General features: G+C 38.3%; 16 protein-coding genes. 11 read left to right on the plus strand and 5 right to left on the minus strand.

Going from position 1 to position 20180, the window contains the following annotated elements:
* Positions 1 to 569: 569 nt before the first annotated feature.
* The gene (typA, locus tag KYH19_RS17985; RefSeq protein WP_121284249.1) at positions 570 to 2366 is read right to left on the minus strand and encodes a translational GTPase TypA; all 1797 of its coding nucleotides are present in this window, start codon (positions 2364 to 2366) and stop codon (positions 570 to 572) included.
* A 258-nt stretch (positions 2367 to 2624) separates the two neighbouring features.
* Positions 2625 to 3074: a VOC family protein gene (locus KYH19_RS17990; RefSeq protein WP_132398899.1), complete on the minus strand. Its 450-nt coding sequence runs from the start codon at positions 3072 to 3074 to the stop codon at positions 2625 to 2627.
* 142 nt (positions 3075 to 3216) lie between these two features.
* Here KYH19_RS17990 and KYH19_RS17995 point away from each other — a divergent pair, with 142 nt between their 5' ends.
* The gene (locus KYH19_RS17995) at positions 3217 to 3894 is read left to right on the plus strand and encodes a TIGR02117 family protein (RefSeq protein ID WP_132398897.1); all 678 of its coding nucleotides are present in this window, start codon (positions 3217 to 3219) and stop codon (positions 3892 to 3894) included.
* A 104-nt stretch (positions 3895 to 3998) separates the two neighbouring features.
* On the opposite strand, the gene KYH19_RS18000 is transcribed toward KYH19_RS17995, so the two are convergent.
* A complete protein-coding gene (locus tag KYH19_RS18000; protein WP_132398895.1) occupies positions 3999 to 4811 on the minus strand; it encodes an esterase family protein in 813 nt (270 codons plus the stop codon).
* A gap of 179 nt (positions 4812 to 4990) precedes the next feature.
* Here KYH19_RS18000 and KYH19_RS18005 point away from each other — a divergent pair, with 179 nt between their 5' ends.
* From KYH19_RS18005 to KYH19_RS18050, 10 genes are all read left to right on the plus strand, one after another.
* A complete protein-coding gene (locus KYH19_RS18005; RefSeq protein ID WP_219076110.1) occupies positions 4991 to 5698 on the plus strand; it encodes an esterase family protein in 708 nt (235 codons plus the stop codon).
* A gap of 125 nt (positions 5699 to 5823) precedes the next feature.
* A complete protein-coding gene (locus KYH19_RS18010) occupies positions 5824 to 6897 on the plus strand; it encodes a RimK family alpha-L-glutamate ligase (protein ID WP_255562459.1) in 1074 nt (357 codons plus the stop codon).
* Between the two features lie 28 nt (positions 6898 to 6925).
* On the plus strand, positions 6926 to 8026 hold the full coding sequence (locus KYH19_RS18015; RefSeq protein WP_219076111.1) for a carboxylate-amine ligase: 1101 nt from the start codon (positions 6926 to 6928) through the stop codon (positions 8024 to 8026).
* Positions 8027 to 8033: 7 nt separating this feature from the next.
* Positions 8034 to 8861 carry a type 1 glutamine amidotransferase gene (locus tag KYH19_RS18020; protein ID WP_219076112.1) on the plus strand — a complete coding sequence of 276 codons (828 nt, stop codon included), beginning with the start codon at positions 8034 to 8036 and terminating at the stop codon, positions 8859 to 8861.
* Positions 8862 to 9029: 168 nt separating this feature from the next.
* Positions 9030 to 10214 (plus strand): hypothetical protein, encoded by a 1185-nt coding sequence (locus KYH19_RS18025; RefSeq protein WP_219076113.1) that lies wholly within the window; start codon positions 9030 to 9032, stop codon positions 10212 to 10214.
* A 503-nt stretch (positions 10215 to 10717) separates the two neighbouring features.
* Positions 10718 to 10999, plus strand: a complete 282-nt coding sequence (locus KYH19_RS24410) for a FeoB-associated Cys-rich membrane protein (protein ID WP_370630252.1) — start codon at positions 10718 to 10720, stop codon at positions 10997 to 10999.
* A 12-nt stretch (positions 11000 to 11011) separates the two neighbouring features.
* Positions 11012 to 11599: a Crp/Fnr family transcriptional regulator gene (locus KYH19_RS18035; RefSeq protein WP_121284261.1), complete on the plus strand. Its 588-nt coding sequence runs from the start codon at positions 11012 to 11014 to the stop codon at positions 11597 to 11599.
* 268 nt (positions 11600 to 11867) lie between these two features.
* Positions 11868 to 12398 carry a YceI family protein gene (locus KYH19_RS18040; RefSeq protein WP_219076114.1) on the plus strand — a complete coding sequence of 177 codons (531 nt, stop codon included), beginning with the start codon at positions 11868 to 11870 and terminating at the stop codon, positions 12396 to 12398.
* A gap of 67 nt (positions 12399 to 12465) precedes the next feature.
* Positions 12466 to 13335, plus strand: coding sequence for a pirin family protein (locus tag KYH19_RS18045; RefSeq protein ID WP_219076115.1), 870 nt, complete (start codon positions 12466 to 12468; stop codon positions 13333 to 13335).
* 898 nt (positions 13336 to 14233) lie between these two features.
* Entirely contained in the window at positions 14234 to 17638 is a 3405-nt protein-coding gene (locus KYH19_RS18050; protein WP_219076116.1) for a glycosyltransferase, read from the plus strand.
* 373 nt (positions 17639 to 18011) lie between these two features.
* Here KYH19_RS18050 and ispF read toward each other — a convergent pair whose 3' ends face one another.
* Positions 18012 to 18488: a 2-C-methyl-D-erythritol 2,4-cyclodiphosphate synthase gene (gene ispF, locus KYH19_RS18055; RefSeq protein WP_090504226.1), complete on the minus strand. Its 477-nt coding sequence runs from the start codon at positions 18486 to 18488 to the stop codon at positions 18012 to 18014.
* A 21-nt stretch (positions 18489 to 18509) separates the two neighbouring features.
* On the minus strand, positions 18510 to 19697 hold the full coding sequence (gene porV / locus KYH19_RS18060; protein ID WP_193421192.1) for a type IX secretion system outer membrane channel protein PorV: 1188 nt from the start codon (positions 19695 to 19697) through the stop codon (positions 18510 to 18512).
* Between the last annotated feature and the right edge of the window lie 483 nt (positions 19698 to 20180).

Raw genomic sequence — 20180 nt, forward strand, 5'->3', positions numbered from 1 at the left:
ATAAGTTTTATGAAAAAATGCTGACAGAAAATGGCAGATATGATTAAAAATCAATTGGCAAACTATGCAACTCAAGTTCCGTTCTTCCAAATAAAAAAGGCCCATACACTATGCGAATGACTGTTAAACCTATGAGCACAGACCTGACGATTCTAAACCTTATTGCAGCGGTACCCCCGATTTAAGCACTATTTTTTGTTTTTTTATGATGTGCTTGCTTGTTTCACAGGTTTCATCGGGGATTTAGCGAAAAGAAGGACTGACTTTAAAAAAGGTATTCAAATTGCTTTCCTAATTATTTTTACACCTCCTAAATTCGCCCTAGACTTGATTAAACAAAAAGCAAACTTGTTTTTCTATTTCTGACCACCTAAGCCATCTTAGTTCACACTAGAAATAGACACCCAGCTCAGATGTTCTTAGATGCCTCAGGTGGTAAAACAGACAGCAATTTATTATGCTCTATTATTAATACTAATTGGTAAAACGCAAAAAAGCCCCGATTTACATCGAGGCTTTAGTAAGCTATATTGTAAATGCCCCTTTAGGGGATTTAGGGGTTAAGTGTACTATCTACCGTTATTTTTACGTTGCTGCTCTGTTAAAAGAATTTTACGTAAACGCATGCTTTGCGGCGTAACTTCGATATACTCATCAGCCTGGATATATTCCATAGCCTCTTCCAACGAGAATTTAATTGCAGGTGCGATACGAGCATTATCATCTGTACCAGAAGCACGCATGTTGGTTAATGCTTTTCCTTTAACGATGTTAATAACTAAATCGTTATCGCGGATGTGCTCTCCTAAAATCTGACCTTCGTAAATATCAGTTCCTGGATCTACAAAGAAACGACCTCTATCCTGTAATTTATCAATAGAATAAGCAGTAGTCATACCTTTATCCATAGAGATTAAAACGCCATTCAAGCGACCAGGAATTACACCTTTCCAAGGCTCGTAAGCTTTAAAACGGTGAGCCATAATCGCTTCACCAGCAGTAGCAGTTAATACGTTGTTACGTAAACCGATAATACCACGAGACGGAATTTCGAATTCTAAATGTTGTAAATCCCCTTTTGGCTCCATAATCAGCAACTCACCTTTACGTTGGGTTACCAATTCAATTACTTTACCAGAAACCTCACCCGGTACATCAACGATTAAAGTTTCAATTGGCTCATGTTTTTTACCATCGATTTCTTTAACGATAACCTGTGGCTGGCCAACTTGTAACTCGTAACCTTCACGACGCATCGTTTCGATTAATACCGATAAATGGAGAATACCACGGCCATAAACTAACCATGAATCTGCGCCTTGGGTTTCAACAACTTTAAGTGCAAGATTTTTTTCCATTTCTTTCATCAAGCGATCTTTGATACGTTGAGAAGTAACTAATTTACCTTCTTTACCAAAGAATGGGGAGTTGTTAATGGTGAACAACATATTCATTGTTGGCTCATCAATGCTAATCACTGGTAATTGCTCTGGCGCCTCGAAATCAGCGATGGTATCACCAATATCAAAACCATCAATACCCACAACTGCACAAATATCGCCAGAACTAACTTCCTGAGTACGGATTTTTCCTAAACCTTCGAAAGTGTAAAGTTCTTTAACTCTTGTTTTAACGATTTTGCCATCACGTTTAATTAAAGTAACCGGTTGGTTTTCTTTAATTGTACCACGGTGAACACGACCGATTGCAATACGACCTACGAAAGAAGAATAATCTAACGAAGTAATTTGCATTTGTAAAGTTCCATCGTTAATTGGTGCAGGTGGAATATTAGCCACAACCGCATCTAACAATGCGAAAATATCTGTAGTTGGTTTCTGCCAGTCAGTACTCATCCATCCTTGTTTAGATGAACCATAGATTACCGGGAAATCCAATTGATCTTCAGTTGCCTCAAGGTTAAAGAACAATTCGAAAATCTGCTCATAAACCTCTTCCGGGCGACAGTTTTCTTTATCCACTTTGTTTACCACCACGATTGGTTTTAAACCTAATGCCAAAGCTTTTTGCGTTACGAAACGTGTTTGAGGCATTGCACCTTCAAAAGCATCGCAAAGTAAAAGTACACCATCAGCCATTTTTAATACACGCTCAACCTCACCGCCGAAATCCGCGTGACCAGGTGTATCGATAATGTTAATTTTTACGTCTTTATATTGTACCGATACGTTTTTAGATACGATAGTGATCCCACGTTCACGCTCTAAATCGTTGTTATCTAATATCAATTCTCCTTTTTGTTCGTTATCACGAAAAACAGAACAAGAGTGTAAAATTTTATCAACCAAAGTGGTTTTACCGTGGTCAACGTGTGCTATAATAGCTATATTTCTAATCTTTTGCATAAAATGCGCCTATAAATTTGGCGCAAAGATAGTGTTTAAAAATGGTATTTCTACTATATGGCTCGCTATTTAATGCTATGATAATGTTGTAATTATCTCATCTTTAATTAGAAAAGCAATTGTAGTAGCACTTAGGTTGGCTTCGGCCCCGCTGTGCACTATAGTCCTCATAAAAAATTCGGAGCTGCCGTTTCCATCGGGTTTAAATCACTCGGCTACTCATACTATTAATGTTTTCAAACCAAGTGCTAATCAGCCTTAATTAGCGCTCATCCATTCCGAATAAGAAATCACCCCCAGTTCCGGCTTCGCTTCTCCTTCCAAAATGGCAATAAACTCCAATGCATGCCCATCAGGATCGTTAAAATAAATAGCTAAAGCCGGCATCCAGGCGAAAACCATAGGTTCGTGATTTCCACTTTTAAGAAAATTATAAGGCTGAAGGCCTTTAGATTCGAGAAATTGAACTGATTTATTCAGCACATCATCCATCTCACAACGGAATGCAAAATGCCTGATATCAATTTCGGCTTTTGGTTTTTCCCAAATCCCCAACATGGCTTCCCGGGGTTTGCCGATCCAGAAAAAGGCAATTCTGCGTTCTTCTTCATAATGGCATTGTGTTAAACCTAAAACATTGCTATAAAATTCGATCGATCTTTCTAAGTTCTCTACGTAAATGTGTGTTTCAAATAATCCTTTTATCATGCTGTTAAGATAGGAATAACTTAAAGCCGCAAAAAATCATGTTTTTCGATACTGCCATCAATAAAATCGATAGACAAAATTATTCTGCAAATTGGGTTACCAAAAATGCCGCTGGTGTATTAATCGTAACAAACAGATCAGAATGAATAAAAAGGTTTTAAAATATACAGGCAGATTTTTAATGGCTTTTATCGCATTGATTGGGATTTACTTCCTCACTGCTTTTTGCTGCTCACGTATTACCGTAAATGCCAATCCAATAAACCCAAAAGAAATTGCCATTTATATTATGACAAATGGCGTACATACAGATATTGTGGTTCCTGCGGTCACCGAACAGATCAACTGGACAAAAGAAATAAATTATCTAAATACGCTTGAAGCCGATAGCACTTATCAATTCCTGGCTATAGGTTGGGGTGATAAAAAATTCTACCTCGAAACGCCGGAATTTTCTGACCTTAAATTAAGCAATGGCTTAAGGGCAATATCCGGATTAAGCACATCGGCGATGCACACCACTTATTACAAAAACATACGGGAAGATGCCAGCTGCAAAAAAATTATGATTAGCCATTCGCAATACAAACAACTTATTAAGTATATCTTAAATAGTTTCAAAAAAGATGCAGCAGGCCATTTGATCAATGTGAAATCAAACATCCATTATGATATTGGCGATGCGTTTTATGAAGCAGAGGGGAGTTACAGCATTTTTAAAACCTGTAATACCTGGGCAAATGCAGCTTTAAAATCCTGCGGTCAACGCAGTTGTTTATGGACGATATTTGATACCGGCATTTTTTTGAAGTATAAATAGCCATGCGAACGATCGTCATTCCCAACTCGATTGGGAATCTTAAAGCGCTTGTATTACGATTCCCGCATGCGCGGGAATGACGACCATACTAATCGATTCTATCACTAAACCTCAAACGCCCAGTCCAAAAAGGCTGGCATTACACTTTCCCAGGTTGGAACATCGTGTTTGCCACCAACTTTTTCATAATAAAAAACATTTTCTGGTCTTTTGTAACCTTTATTCAGGAGGATTTTAACAACATCAATGGTATCATCTATCGAATCGATGATCATATTTTTATTCCTGTCGGCCTTTTCGTCTTCTGTTCCCGTCATTAACCAGAATTTCATATCCGGCTTGGTAGAAGTATTTTCCAGCTGCTGGTGCATAATGCGGTCGGCATCGGTATAACCCTCGGCCAGGTCTTTTTTTCTCCACCAGAATGCACCCGAAAAAACACCGATAGCATCAAAAGCCGAAGGATTATTCCAGGCAATATCAAACGCAGATAAGCCACCCAAAGAAAATCCTGCAAAACCTACCTTGCCTGTTATCGGCATCGCAATTTTCTTTTTAACGAAAGGTAAAAGTTCCTTGATCACAAAATCGGTGTATAAGTCAGCCTTTGCACCCCGGCCTTTAAAATCAGGAACCCCAGCAACACCATACTCCATCAGTCGTTCTTCCGAAGCCTTAATGGCCACAACAATTAACCTATGGTTTCTTTTACCATGGTGCGCTTCTTCCAAAATCCGGCGGAAATTCATTTTGGCCACATCCTGTCCGTCATTTAATAAAAGAAGCTCTATTTTCTCATTCCCTAGAATACCATCAGGTGTATAAATATCTATTTCTACCTCATGCTTTAAGTAAGCAGAGGGTATTTTAAAGTTGCTTGTGTTAACTTTTACCGATAAAATTGTGGTGTACATCATAATCAAATCCCCTATCACGTGGCTATTGCCTCAGAATTAGGCTGCAAAGGTACAAATCTCTGTAAACTATTAATTATCATGGGTTAATTTTTACAATAGCGTTTAATTTGTATTATTTTACTCTTTAAACAATTCCTTTTGTAGATTTTAATTTATACCTTAATCATTCAATTTTTATTATGGTTAAAGAAGAACATAAGAAATGGTATAGTCCGAATTTAAACGGCGAAATCGACATGCTCATCTTTGGTCACGGTGGTATACCTGTCCTACTGTTCCCAACAAGTATGGGTCGATATTTTGAAACTAAAGATTTCAAATTGATAGATTCTGTTGAGGGATTTATCAACGAAGGAAAAATCAAAATTTATTGTCCTGATGGCGTTGACAAATTGAGTTGGTACAACAAAGGTATCCATCCTGCCGACAGGGTCAAAAACCACATTTGGTACGACAAGTATTTACTGGAAGAGGTAGCGCCTTTGGCAAGGCACGGAACCGGACATAGTAAAATTATTACAGCTGGCTGCAGTTTTGGAGGTTATCATGCAGCAAATTTCGCTTTCCGGCATCCCTGGTTGGTTAGCCATATGTTCAGCATGAGTGGCGCTTTCGATATCTCCGGCCAACTTGACGGCTTTTACAACGATGATGTTTATTTCAATAACCCTGTAGATAACCTTTTAAACAACAGCAACCCAGAACTGCATTACATGAAAATTGTGTTGGGTACAACAGACCGTGATATGTGCAGACCAGATAATGAGCGCCTATCGGATATTTTAAACAAGAAGGGCATTGACCACTGGTTAGATATCAGACAAAATGCTGATCATGATTGGCCTATCTGGAGAGAAATGTTTCCTAATTATATTGCACAGCTTTAGTTTAGTCTAAAGTCGGCAATCTTAAGTCCCGAGTCGATTTAGGATATAATCATCAAACAATTAATCGATTAACCAGTTAAGCAATTAACCATAATGCTTAAACAATTAAAATTTAAAATTTACCAATGAAAAAAATAGGGATTTTATTCGGACAGGAGCGCTCTTTTCCTGAAGCCGTAATCGAAAGAATTAATCAAAAAGCAGAAAAAGGCATTACCGCCGAAGCTGTTAAAATCGATAAAATATTTCAGAATGTGCCATTAGGTTATTCCGTAATTATCGACCGTATTTCGCAGGATGTACCATTCTACCGCGCCTCGTTAAAAAATGCCGCCATTACCGGAACTGCCGTAATCAACAACCCATTTTGGTGGAGTGCCGATGAAAAATTTTTCAATAACGCGCTGGCCGAACAGATTGGTGTACCCGTACCCAAAACAGCATTAATACCTTCAAGAGAGCATCCTACTGGTACCACTGGTGAATCGTTTTCAAACCTCACCATGCCTTTAGATTGGGATGCCATTTTTGAGTATACTGGTTTTCCCGCCTATATGAAACCTTACGATGGTGGTGGCTGGAGAGATGTTTATAAACTTCATGATAAAGAAGATTTTTTTGATAAACACAGTGGCACCCAACAGCTGGTAATGCTTTTGCAGGAAGAAATTATTTTCGAAGAATACTTTAGGTGTTATTGCATAGGCGGCAAATACGTTCGTATTATGCAGTACGACCCACGCAATCCACATCATTTACGTTATGCAACAGAAGGTAAATCACCCGATCCGAAATTACTTAAAACAGTAGAAGAATACACCCTGAAGCTATGCAAATACCTGGGCTACGATTTCAATACAGTTGAATTCGCTGTGCGTGATGGAGTGCCTATTGCAATCGATTTCTGTAACCCTGCCCCCGATGCAGACATTAAAAGTGTTGGTCAGGAGAATTTTGATTGGGTTGTAGAAACCACAGCCAATTATGCCATAGAAAGGGCTAAAGCACAAAAAGACGGACAAGACAATTTAACCTGGGGCGAATACATTAAATCGTCAGTTGGTGGTAAACCATTAATAGCTAACTCAAATGTTGCTAAAGTAGCCGCACCAAAAAAAGTTACCGCTACTGAAAAGGCTAAAACTGCAACAACAGATAAAGCGCCTGCAAAGCCTAAAAAGGCAGCGGCAAAAAAATAATTGGGATTTAAATTCTAATCAATATAACATGAATGAGTTTACGCTGGGCATAGAAGAAGAGTACATGGTAATTGATCCCGTTACCAGAGAGCTTACTTCCCACGATCAAAAAATTGTTGAAGCTGCCCAAAAGATTCACAAAGACCAGGTTAAAGCAGAAATGCACCAGGCAGTAGTAGAAGTTGGAACAGGTATTTGTAAAACCACCACAGAAGCGCGCAAAGAGATTTCTCAACTGCGTTATACCGTTTCGCAGCTTGCCGGAGAACAAGGCTTAAGGATTGGAGCTGCTGGTACACATCCCTTCTCGCACTGGGAAAAACAGTTAATTACCGAACATCCCCGTTATAACGAGATTGTGAACGAATTACAGGAGGCCGCACGTTCTAACCTTATTTTTGGGCTGCATGTACATGTGGGATTTCAATCGCGCGAGTTGGCCATTCACATCGCCAATCAGGTTAGGTATTTTTTACCGCATGTTTTTGCCTTGTCCACCAATTCGCCTTTCTGGGAATCGCGGAACACAGGTTACAAATCTTTCAGGACTAAAATTTTCGACAAATTCCCACGTACAGGCATCCCTGATATTTTTAACAGCATTGAAGATTACGATAATTATGTAAAACTGCTTATTAAAACCAATTGCATGGATAACGCCAAAAAGATTTGGTGGGATATCCGTGTGCACCCATTTTTTGATACCGTAGAATTCAGAATATGCGATTGCCCAATGCTGATTGATGAAACCATGGCTTTTACCGCATTATTTCAGGCATTATGTGCTAAACTGTATAAACTTCGTTTGCAGAATATGGAATTTATCAGTTATTCAAGAGCATTGATCAACGAAAACAAATGGCGGGCTGCACGTTATGGGATTGATGGCAATTTGATCGATTTTGGTAAAGAAATGGAAGTTAATTGCCGCAATCTCGTTTTAGAATTATTGGATTTTGTAGATGATGTGGTGGATGATTTGGGCTGCCGCGGAGATATTAGTTATGTGCATAAAATACTGGAGCATGGCACCGGTGCAGACAGACAGTTGGCTGTTTACCAGCAAACTGGTAGCTTTGAGGCAGTGGTAGATTATATTACTACTCAAACACTTATTGGTGCAAAGTAATTTTATAATGGATAAAAGAGCGTTAAAGGTAGCCGTTATTGACATGAATAACGGCGCACCTAATCAGGGTATGCGGGGAATTCAGGAAGTTTTATCCCGTTTTAAAAAGGAAAATAATATTGATTTAAGCTTTGATATTTTTGATCTAAGGCAAAAAGGAGAAATCCCGGACATTGGTTACGATGCTTATATTTCTAGCGGCGGACCAGGGAGCCCAATTGAAAGTAAAGGCGAACAATGGGAAAATGCTTTCTTTAATCTGCTTGATCAGATTGAAGTTTTTAACCAAAAAAGCGACGAAAGAAAAAAATATGCTTTTTTAATCTGCCATTCCTTTCAATTGGCTTGTAGAAAATATGAGTTGGGCAATGTAACCGAAAGACGGTCTAATGCTTTTGGGATTTTCCCGATTACCTTGACTGAAGACGGAGAAAAAGACGAAATTTTTAATGGCATCACCAACCCTTTCTTTTCTGTCGACAGCAGAGATTGGCAAGTAATAGAACCAGATTTTGCTGCTTTTGAGAAAAAAGGCGCAAAACTGTTAGCTATCGAAAAGGAACGTAAACATGTTGATCTTGAACGCTGCATGATGTCGATCCGCTTTTCGGATGAAATCATTGGCACACAGTTCCATCCAGAAGCCGATCCGGTGGGTATGAAGATGTACTTACTTCAGGAAGAAAAGAAAAAAGCAATTGTTGACATGCATGGCGAACAAAAATACCTGGATATGTTAAACAGTTTAGACGACCCGGCAAGGATTGTACTTACGCAAAGCGTTATTTTACCTAACTTTTTACAAAAAGCAATTGGGCATTTGCAAGCGGTGTAAAAAAGGCCGTCATTTTGCTTAGTCGTCATTTCGACTGGAGCGCAGCGGAATGGAGAAATCTATTAAAAAAGTATATGATAAACGTCGATAGATTTCTCCACTACGGTCGAAATGACGATCCTCTTTTGTAATGACGGATTCGGTAACAGAAATCAAACACAAAAACCTATGATACCTTCTCAACGCCAAAAATACAACCAACAGTTTACTACAGAAAAGTATCAGAACTTTTTAAACGAGCTTAGTCAGGGTTATCCCTCAATTCCTTTCCGGGTCGCAGAAACACCTGTTTTTGTTCCGAAAGCTTTAAAAGAAAAATTAATTGCAGCAGGAGAAGAAATTATAAACCTGATTAAGCAACCCAATTTTAAAGCGCTAACTCAAAAAGCAATCCCTTCAGACTGGAACGTACCTAATGAAAATGAACAGCCACACTTTTTAACTTTCGATTTTGGCATTTGTAAAGATAAAAATGGAGAACTTACCCCTATGTTGATCGAAATGCAGGGTTTCCCCTCGTTATATGGTTTTCAGCATCATTTGGCTAAAACTTTTAAAACGAATTTCGATATAGATTCTTCCGTAAATTATTTTTTAAACGGTTTTAACGAAGAAAAATACATTAAGCTGCTTAAAGAAGTGATTATTGGCAAACATCAGCCAGAAGAAGTGGCCTTGATGGATGTGGATGCACCTAACCAAAAAACAGCCATCGATTTTTTTGTCACCCAAAAATTATTGGGCATTAAGATTTTGGCACTGGAAGACATCAAAAAAGTAGGCAAGCAGCTTTTTTACGAAAAAGATGGCAAAAATATCCAGTTGAAAAGAATTTATAACCGTTTAATTTTTGACGAAGTAGCAGATAACGCCGAAATTTTTAACAACAGTTTCGATCCGCGCGACGAACTGGATATCGAATGGGTAACACATCCCAATTGGTTTTACCGGATCAGCAAATACACCATGCCGTTTTTAAAAAGCGAATTTGTACCCGATACACGTTTTTTAAATGAGGTAAAAACGATTCCCGGCGATTTAGAAAACTATGTATTAAAGCCGCTATTTTCCTTCGCCGGCATGGGCGTTATTATTGATGTAACCGAAGCGGACATTTCCAACATCAAAGATCCTGAAAACTGGATTTTACAAAGAAAAGTAAATTACGAGCCGGCCGTACAGGCACCTGATGGTGGGGTAAAGGTCGAGATCAGGATGATGTACTTATGGCCCGATGGTGGTGAACCTCATCTCTGTATTAATTTGGCAAGGTTAAGCAAAGGAAAAATGATCGGTGTCCGTTACAATGCCGACTTTGACTGGGTTGGTGGCACAATAGGCTTTATGGAATAGTTCTCCGTATAACCGCAAAGAGGGCAAAGGGAAGACGCAAAGCAGACATACTTTTGTCAGCCTGAGCGAAGTCGAAGGCAACCACCGAGCGCACAGAGAAGAGGTACAGAGGATCACAAAGAGTAATCTTTCTTAAGCCAATGTTCGTGTCTCCACGAACATAAACAATTATTAACTCAATAATCATTCAGCCACGGAAACACGGACGGCACGGAAAACTATGCTAAATAACCCCAGTATAAAATTTGCTTTCTGTTGTGGTAAAAACCTGCTAAAGAAAAAAGAATAGTAGACAACGATACAATCCTTACGTGTTTTCTGTGAATCCGTGGCAAAATATCTCACCCCCCCTCTGTGTCCTCTGTGTAAAACTCAGTTATCTCGGTGGTAAAATGTATTAAATAAAAAACGCAACGATACAATCGCTTTGCTTATTCTGTCAATCAGTGGCAAAACACCTCAAAATCCGCTCTGTTAACTCCGTGTAAAACTCGGTTATCTCTGTGGTAAAACTTAGCGTTTCTTTGCGAAATGCTTTGCGCGCTTTGCGGTTAACTATTGATAATGCTCCAATATATTTACATTCACCTGAACACCAAAACACTAAAAGCCCTTATATTTGTATCATGGATATTCAAACGATTTTAGTCTTTTTACTTTTTGCGGTAGCACTGGTATATGTTGGCCGTTTGGTGTTTAAATCTTTACAGGTAAAAAAAGATGGTTGTGGCGGTAATTGCAAATGTGGTGTAGATTTTTCCGATATTAAGCCCGTAAAAAAATAACATTCCATCTTTATGATTCATCAGTTCCAAAAATACTTACAGGAAAAAATAGAGATCACTGATGAACAGTTCGAAAGCATATCGTCTGTTTTAAAGATTAAAAAATTCGAGAAAAACGAAATAGTTCAATATACCGGCGATAATTTCAAACACGGATATTTTGTGGGCAAAGGTTTGTTGCGTGCCTATTCGATTGATGCAAAAGGTAAAGAACACATCCTTCAGTTCGCCCCAGAAAACTGGCTGGTTTCTGATCGTAACAACATGAATAATGAGCCATCGATATTCTTTATCGATGCTATTGAAACAACCGAAGCGGTATTAATGCCTAATAATTTCATGGAAGAAGCAGCCAGAAAGGTACCTTGCTTACAGCCCATGCAAATCAAACTGTTAAATAATTCGATCCGCTTTATGCAGAAAAGAATTAACATGTTATTAAGCGCAACAGCGGAAGAAAGATACCTTGATTTTATTAAACTTTACCCTAACCTTACACTCCGTGTACCACAATGGATGATCGCATCCTATCTGGGCATTACACCCGAATCGCTTAGCCGCGTGAGAAAGGAACTTGCAAATAAACATTTCAGACCTTAGAATGAGTTAGTGAATGACTGAGTTATTGAATGACTGAATTTTGAATGAGTGAATGGCATTGTCAAATCTCACCTTTCAACGTTTCAACCTTTCTCTCATTCTATAATTCTATCATTCCATCATTCTCTCATTCCATCATTCTCTCATTCCATCATTCTATCCTTCTCTCATTCAATTATTTCCCTTTCTTACCATACATCAATATCTAATAAAAACCTGCGCTGTACTTTTGTGTTGTTAATATTAAACATCTCAAAAAACAAAAGATATGGCAACTACAAAATGGACATTAGATCCAACCCACAGCGAATTACAATTTAAAGTAAAACACTTAATGATTACTACTGTAACAGGTAGTTTAAAATCTTTTTCAGCAGAATTATTGTCTGAAGGTGATGAATTTGAAAATGCAGAGATTTCTTTCAAAGGTGATATCGGCTCGCTCGATACCGGAAACACTGACCGCGATAACCATTTAAAAAGTGGTGATTTTTTCGATGCAGAAAAATTTGCACACATCGAATTTAAATCCAGTTCGATAGAAAAAGATGGCGGCGACTACATCGTTAAAGGCGATTTAACCATTAAAGGCGAAACTAAACCTGTAAAATTAACCGCAGAATTTGGTGGCATTGCTACCGATCCATGGGGAAATACCAAAGCAGGTTTTACCTTAAGTGGAAAAATTAACCGTTCTGAATTCGGTTTAACCTGGAATGCTGCATTAGAAACTGGTGGCGTAATGGTAAGTGAAGAAGTTCGCATTTTAGGCGAATTACAGTTTGTGAAACAAGCGTAGCGCGTAGAGCTAAGCGTATGGCGGCACTATGCGCTTAGCCCCATGCCTTATCTAACTATAAAAGGTAATGGAAACAAAACAAATAGAAAAAGTGCTAAAAGCTCCGGCGCCACATATGGTTGGTGATGGGTTTAGGGTACACAATTTTTTTCCAAGCGGATATCAAATCAATATGAGTCCTTTTTTCCTGATGGATTATGGCTCAAAGATCGAATTTTCAGCAAGGAAAGAACCACGGGGCGTTGGTGTTCACCCCCATCGGGGCTTCGAAACGGTAACGATTGCCTATCACGGCGCGGTTGCCCATCACGATAGCTCTGGAAACAGTGGCGTGATTTATCCTGGCGATGTACAATGGATGACTGCCGCGAGCGGCATATTACACAAAGAATATCACGAAGAACAATACAGCCTGAATGGCGGCCCGTTTCAAATGGTTCAACTTTGGGTTAATCTACCTGCGAAGGATAAAATGGGTAAACCGAGATATCAGGCAATTAAGCAGGCAGATATGGCCCATTTTGATTTACCAGCAGACGGAGGAAAAATTGAAATTATTGCAGGTAATTATAAGGGCATAAAAGGCAATGCAAACACTTTTAGTCCTATAGAAGTTTATAATGCCCGGCTAAAGAAAGGTGGCGAAGTTACTTTTAACTTCCCAGAGAATTTTAATACCGGATTTATGGTGATTGAAGGCTCGATTAAAATAAACGGACTGGAAACCGCAGGAGCAGATGATTTTGTCCACTTCAGCAACCAAGGCACAGAAATTAACATCGAAGCTTTAGAAAACAGTGTAATTTTAGTTTTGAGCGGAGAACCAATCAACGAACCAGTTGCTCAGTACGGTCCATTTTTAATGAATACTGAAGCCGAAATCCATCAGGCCATTGAAGATTACAACCAAGGCAGGTTTGGTTATTTAGAAGAGTAACGGAAAATCTTTATCCTGAACTTGCTTCAGCATCCACCATACTGAATAAATAAATTAGCCGACATTTTTGTAATTGTCGGCTTTTTTGTGACTTTATATTACAACAGAGTCCTATCATTGCGTTATGTTAAGCTGCAGTCCTCCACAAGCACAGAACTGTACATTTCCAAAAAACCTTTTATACAATTGGCGCGGGAAGTTATGTCGCTAATTAAATTATTTTCTGTAAAAATGGTTTTAGGAGCGCAAGGACTGTACAATAAACATCGTTTGTTCCTTTGCTATGCTTGTACGCTTCGGCCGTCGTACCTCCGGGCCTGCAGGGTACCGCTCCGCCAAGGGCTAAACTGGTTAGGCCTTTGGAAGGAAAACCCCTCATAGTAGCAAGAACAGGAATCATCTAAACCCGATAGTACGAATGCCGATTTTTTATATCGGCAGTAGGGATAGCGGGGCTGCAGTCCTCCATAAGCACAGAACTGTACATTTCCAAAAAAACTTTTATCCAATTGGCGCGGGAAGTTATATGGCGCTGATTAAATTGTTTTCTGTAAAAATGGTTTTAGGAGCGCAAGTACCTTGCAAGAAACATCGTTTGTTCCTTTGCTATGCTTGTACGCTTCGGCCGTCGTACCTCCGGGCCTGCAGGGTACCGCTTCGCCAAGGGCTAAATAGGTTAGGCCTCCGGCAAGGAAAACTCTTCATAGTGGCAAGACCCGGAATAATTAAAATCCTAAATCAATTAATGATAAAGAGTATCCAAAAATTCATTCTTCAATCAATAAAATAGTATCTTAGAGAAGAACTAACGATCTAATTTCACGGCGCTTAATTTTAAATCATTCATCCAATCTTCATACTCGTTAGTGACATTTGATTAATAAATCAGAAAAGAAAAATGTCCGGAAAACAAATATTTCAAACTGAGACTAAAAGGCGCTGGCATGCATTTACATGGGTAAGCCGTACTTTTTTTTTAGTCTTCATTATCGCAATCATCTGCGTAGCGTACACGCTGTCTTCAGTACAGGCACCCAATTTGCCTTTTATCAACACAAATACACCATTAACACAAAAACAATTAGAGAAATTAAAAAAATCGCAGCGGTATAAAGATTTCACCATAGAAAAATCTAAGTTGCAAAAGATCAAAAAAGATCGTGAACATCGCATTTTAACCCATCGTGGCAATTACAAGCGTATCAACATGGCCTTTTACGTAAGTTGGGCGGCAAGTAAAGAATCATCAATATCCGATCTAAGACGCAACATCAGCCATTTGGATATGGTGGCTACAGAATCGTTCTTTTTAAATGGTGATTCTATTGTAGATAAGGCAGATACAGCGGCGTTAAAAGTAATACATGCCGGCAAAAAATCGGCTCTTGCAGTGGTTTCAAATTATAATAAAGACCATTGGGATGGTGCAGCAGTAAGAAGATTACTAAATGATCAACCTGCTCAGCAAAAATTGATCAACGATCTAATAGCAATTACAAAAAAATATGGCTATAGTGGGATCAACATAGATTTTGAAGAACTAAACCTCCAAAATAACGATGGTTTTAACGCTTTTATGAAGAATCTATATACTCAGTTTCATGCTAAAAAACTGATTGTTTCTCAGGATATTTCACCCGAAAACGACGATTATAAGCCAGAAATCCTTCAAAATTACAACGATTACCTTGTAGTAATGGCCTATGATCAGCATACCGAACAAAGTAATGCAGGCGATATTTCCCATCAGGAATGGGTAGAAGAAAAACTTGATGATATTTGCAGTAAAGTTGATGCCGGTAAAGTAATCCTTGCCTTAGCTTGCTACGGTTACGATTGGCCAAAAAATAGGATTGGGCAGCCGGTTACTTACGAGCAGGCCATGACAACGGCTGTTAATTATAAAAGTAAAATAAACTACGATCCGGCTTCTGCCAATTTAAACTACACGTACAACGATGGCAGTGGGATTAAACATGAAGTTTACTTTACCGACGCAGCAACCTATTTTAATTTAATCCGAAAAGCTGATGATTGGGATATTGCTGGTATAGCCTTATGGCGTTTAGGTTCGGAAGATAAACGTTTATGGTCATTTATTTCAAATGATCTTAGCCTGGACACACTAAAGAAAAAGCCCTTCGATTTACGCAAAATTGCTTCGTTAAATATGGGCGGAATCTCCTATTTGGGTGATGGAGAAATACTGGATCTCATTTCTACTCCTACGCCAGGTAGTGTGAAATTCACTTTAAATAAAGAAAATTTCTCTATTGCCGATCAAAAGTATATCAGACTTCCGGAACAATACGTAATTAAAAGGTTCGGAGAGGCCGACAAAAAAATCGCTTTAACTTTTGATGATGGCCCCGATCCTGTTTATACTCCACAGGTGTTGAATATTTTGAAACAGGAAAAAGTACCTGGCTGTTTCTTTGTGGTTGGCATTATGGCTGAAAAGAACATGGAATTGTTAAGGCAGGAATATAATGATGGTTACGAAATTGGAAACCATACCTTTTTTCATCCAGATATGTCTGCTATTGGTCCAACCCGCGTAAAATTTGAGCTGAATGCAACCCGTAGGTTAATTGAGGCCGTTACCGGACACAGCACAATCCTTTTCCGCGCGCCATTTAATGCCGATGCCGAGCCACAAAACATTTCTGAAATTTTACCCGTTGCACAAAGTCGCAAAGAGAATTACATCAATATAGGAGAATATATCGATCCCGAAGATTGGCAGCCGGGTAAAACTGCCGATCAGATATTTAATGAAGTAGTGAAGCAACAGGATAATGGCAATATTCTTTTATTGCATGATGCCGGCGGAAACCGTGAAGCGACTGTTGCGGCTTTACCCCGGATTATAAAATTTTTTAAAGCAAAAGGTTATACATTTACCACGGTAGGCGATTTAATGGGTAAAAAAAGATCAGAACTCATGCCTGCAGTAAAATCTACCGCAAACAGTGGCTTTTCTGGCTCTGGTGATTACTTTTTCATCAATTTCTTTTACTACGGAAATATGATTTTAAACATTGTATTTTCTGTGGCGATTGTACTTGCGATCTTAAGGACCATATTTATCGCCTACTTAGCGATCAGACAGCGAAAAAGAGCAAAACGCACTGTGAGTAAATTAATCCAGCACCCTTCAGAAAAGGTAAGCATTATCATTCCGGCTTACAATGAAGAAGTTACTGCTGTGCAAACCATTAACAGTCTTTTAAAAACCACTTACCCTGATTTTGAACTGATTTTTGTAGATGATGGCTCAAAAGATAAAACCTTTGATATCATTAATGAACACTTTGGCAATCACCCTATGGTAAAGGTTTTCCGTAAAGAAAATGGAGGTAAAGCGTCTGCTTTAAATTATGGTATATCAAAAGCTACTGCTGACTTTGTAGTCTGTATAGATGCCGATACGCAATTAAAACACGATGCGGTTACCGAACTGATGCGCTATTTCTATAACGATAAAATAGCAGCCGTAGCCGGCACTGTGAAAGTTGGAAATGCCAATAACATCATTACTAAATGGCAATCAATCGAATATATCACAGCTCAAAATATGGATAGAAGGGCCTTTGATTTATTAAACACGATTACTGTTGTACCGGGGGCAATAGGTGCCTTTAGAAAAAATGTCATCCTTGAAATTGGTGGTTTTACGATCGATACCCTTGCTGAAGATTGTGATTTAACCATGCGCATTTTAAGGGCAGGTTACAAAGTTAAAAACTGTGACAGTGCAATTGCCTATACCGAAGCACCAGAGACAGTAAATATGCTGCTAAAACAACGTTTCCGCTGGAGTTTTGGGGTAATGCAAAGTTTTTGGAAAAACAGAAAAACATTGCTTAACAAGAAGTATGGCTATTTTGGAATGGTAGGAATGCCAAATATCCTGATCTATCAGATTATTTTGCCATTATTTTCGCCGCTTGCCGATCTTTTTATGCTTATTTCTTTAATCAGTGGTATCTTTTCACTAAGCGCTATAAATAATTTAACGTTAACCGGATTTTCAGGAATTTTAAGCCTCCATAATGGTTTTGGCCAGGTACTCTTCTATTACATTATCTTCATCTTTGTAGATATGATCTTTGCTGCAATTGCTTTCCGGATGGAGAAAGAAAAGTATACCAATTTACTTTATATTTTCCCTCAGCGTTTTTTCTGGAGACAATTGATGTATGTTGTGCTCTTCCGTTCGTTCAGGAAAGCAATAAAGGGCGAGTTGGAAACCTGGGGTACGATAAAAAGAACAGGAAATGTTAAGGAACAGGTAGCCTAATACAATCCGATCCTTTAAAAGAAGTCAAGTTTAATAGCGAATGTGTTATAAAAAACCTGACTTCTTTGGCTACCGCCTCATCCATAATAATAACATTATTATTAAAGTAAAAATATTTAACCAGAATCCATTTCCCTTTAGAGGTTTCTTAACTACACTTATTACCGGATTACCGGAACATGGGATGGCTGGCAGCAATTATTTTTTAGATAGCCTGATACACCTCCGATCTTCTAAAAGAAGTCAAGTTTAATAGCCAATGTGTTATAAAAAAACTTGACCTCTTTGGCTATCCACCTCATTCATATAATAACATTATATTAAAGGAAAGATATTTAACCAGAATCCTGCACTATCTAAAAACAGAAGTTTTTTACTTTTCGATTAAGCAAACCGCATAAGAAACAACGCCCTCTTCTCTACCGATAAAGCCCATTTGCTCGTTTGTGGTTGCTTTTATTGAGATATCTTCAGTAGAAATTCCAATAGCATCAGCAATGTTTTGTTGCATGGCAGGAATATGTGGATTAATTTTTGGTGCTTCTAAACAAAGCATGGCGTCAATATTGCCAATACGCCATCCCTTTTCAGCCAGTAATTTAACCGTTTCTTTCAGCAGGATTAAGCTACTAATACCTTTCCACCTGTCATCTGTATTTTTAAAATGAAAACCGATATCACGTAAATTGGCCGCTCCTAAAAGTGCGTCGCAAATGGCATGAAGTAAAACATCAGCATCCGAATGTCCAAAAGCACCCTTGTGATGATCTAATGTAACACCACCAACAACAAAAGGATGCTGATCTTTTAATTGATGCACATCAAATCCGAAACCTACTCTAATTTTCATGTTTATTTGCTTTAATCTTTTTTATCTTTTGCTTTTATTTTCGCCAAAGTTAAACAATAGACCAAAACGAAGGGTATTTGCAAGTGGACTAGTCTGTGCATTTGCAATTAAATAAGAGAAATCAATGTTAAAAACATTGTATTTTAAACCAAGTCCTAAGGTAAAATAGCGGCTATCACCTTTCATTGGGCTCTGATAGTTGTAGCCTGCGCGAACCGCAAACTGTTGATTATACCAGTATTCAAGACCTGTTGAAATTCCGACTTCCTTCAGTTCTTCGCTAAAACCACCAGGTGCATCACTAAATGAGCCAAAAATTCCGGCGGGTACCGAACGGTTCGGATCTTTTCCACTTACAATGTTATTATTCGAATCGTATATAGGCTGGGTTGGTACCAGCAATTTGTTAAAATCAAGCGCAAAGGTTAAAGTACTCAAATCGTCTACAGTAAATGTAGATGCACCTCCGATTTTAAAATTGGTGGGTAAAAAGAAATTCTCTCCCCCATCGGAATAGCTCATTTTTGTTCCGATGTTGGAAATATTAGCACCAGCAGAAAGAATAGCCTGTTTACCAAACAACGTTGTGGCTGTTTTATACAAACCAGAAACATCAACTGCTACTGCATTTCCACTATGTACCTGCCCCGTAGAAGAAAACTGACCGGAAGCCAAATTTGAATAAATATATCTTAATGAAGTTCCCAGTGAAAACTCTTTACCAAAATTACGGGCAAAAGAAACATCAAAAGCCAATTCATTTGGATTGGAGATCCCAAGATCCTGCTGGTTAATGTCTGTAAGCTGAATGGAGCCTAGAGAAAAATATCTTAAAGATGCGCCAATGGTATTGCGGTCATCCAATTTATAAAATCCACTTAAATAAGCGAGATTAATATCGGGCACCAAACTTTTTAACCATGGACTATATGACACTGAAAAGCCATAAGGTTTATCTAGAAAAGCAAGTTTAGAAGCATTAATACTGGCTGAATTTACATCACCAGCTACGGCTACGCCAGCATCACCCATTGCACCGGCACGGGCATCGGGCGTAATGAGCAGAAATGGAACTGCCGTTACAATGTTGTTTGCCTCGCTACCATTTGTTTGAGTATTGCCTATAGTAACCTGCGCGTTTGTTTTACCAAACACCAAGGCCATAGAGAGTGCAGAAAAAGCAAGTTTACTGATGTACTTGAAATTCATCCTTTAAAGGTACGTAATTTTAGATCTTGGTGTTTAGCAATAACTGGGGAATATATCAGTAACGTAAAACCAAAACTTATATTTCACCAAAATACGAATTCTATGATTATTTACTAATTAAACCTACGATTTTTTACACACGGGTGTTAGTGAAAAGCTATAAGCACAAAATTAATAGCGATTTAGTAAATAATTTAATCCATTTTTTTTACGATTTAACCGCGGCTAAACAATAAGTAAACATTAATAACATTATCAAAATGTTATTGTATTATATCTTACTTCTAATTATCATAACCAGTTTTAATCAATTATCATGTTGTAAAATCTCACATCTAAGCAAGTTTTAATTGACCACTAAAACAATACAATAATTTTAATTTAAAAAATTTATCTTGCTTATCTATAATTATTTAGCAAAAATTTCGTTGAAAAGCAAACAGACGCTATATCATAAAAAAAGATACATTACGGCTTAGTATA

The sequence above is a fragment of the Pedobacter sp. D749 genome (genome assembly GCF_019317285.1).
Classification (GTDB): Bacteria; Bacteroidota; Bacteroidia; order Sphingobacteriales; family Sphingobacteriaceae; genus Pedobacter.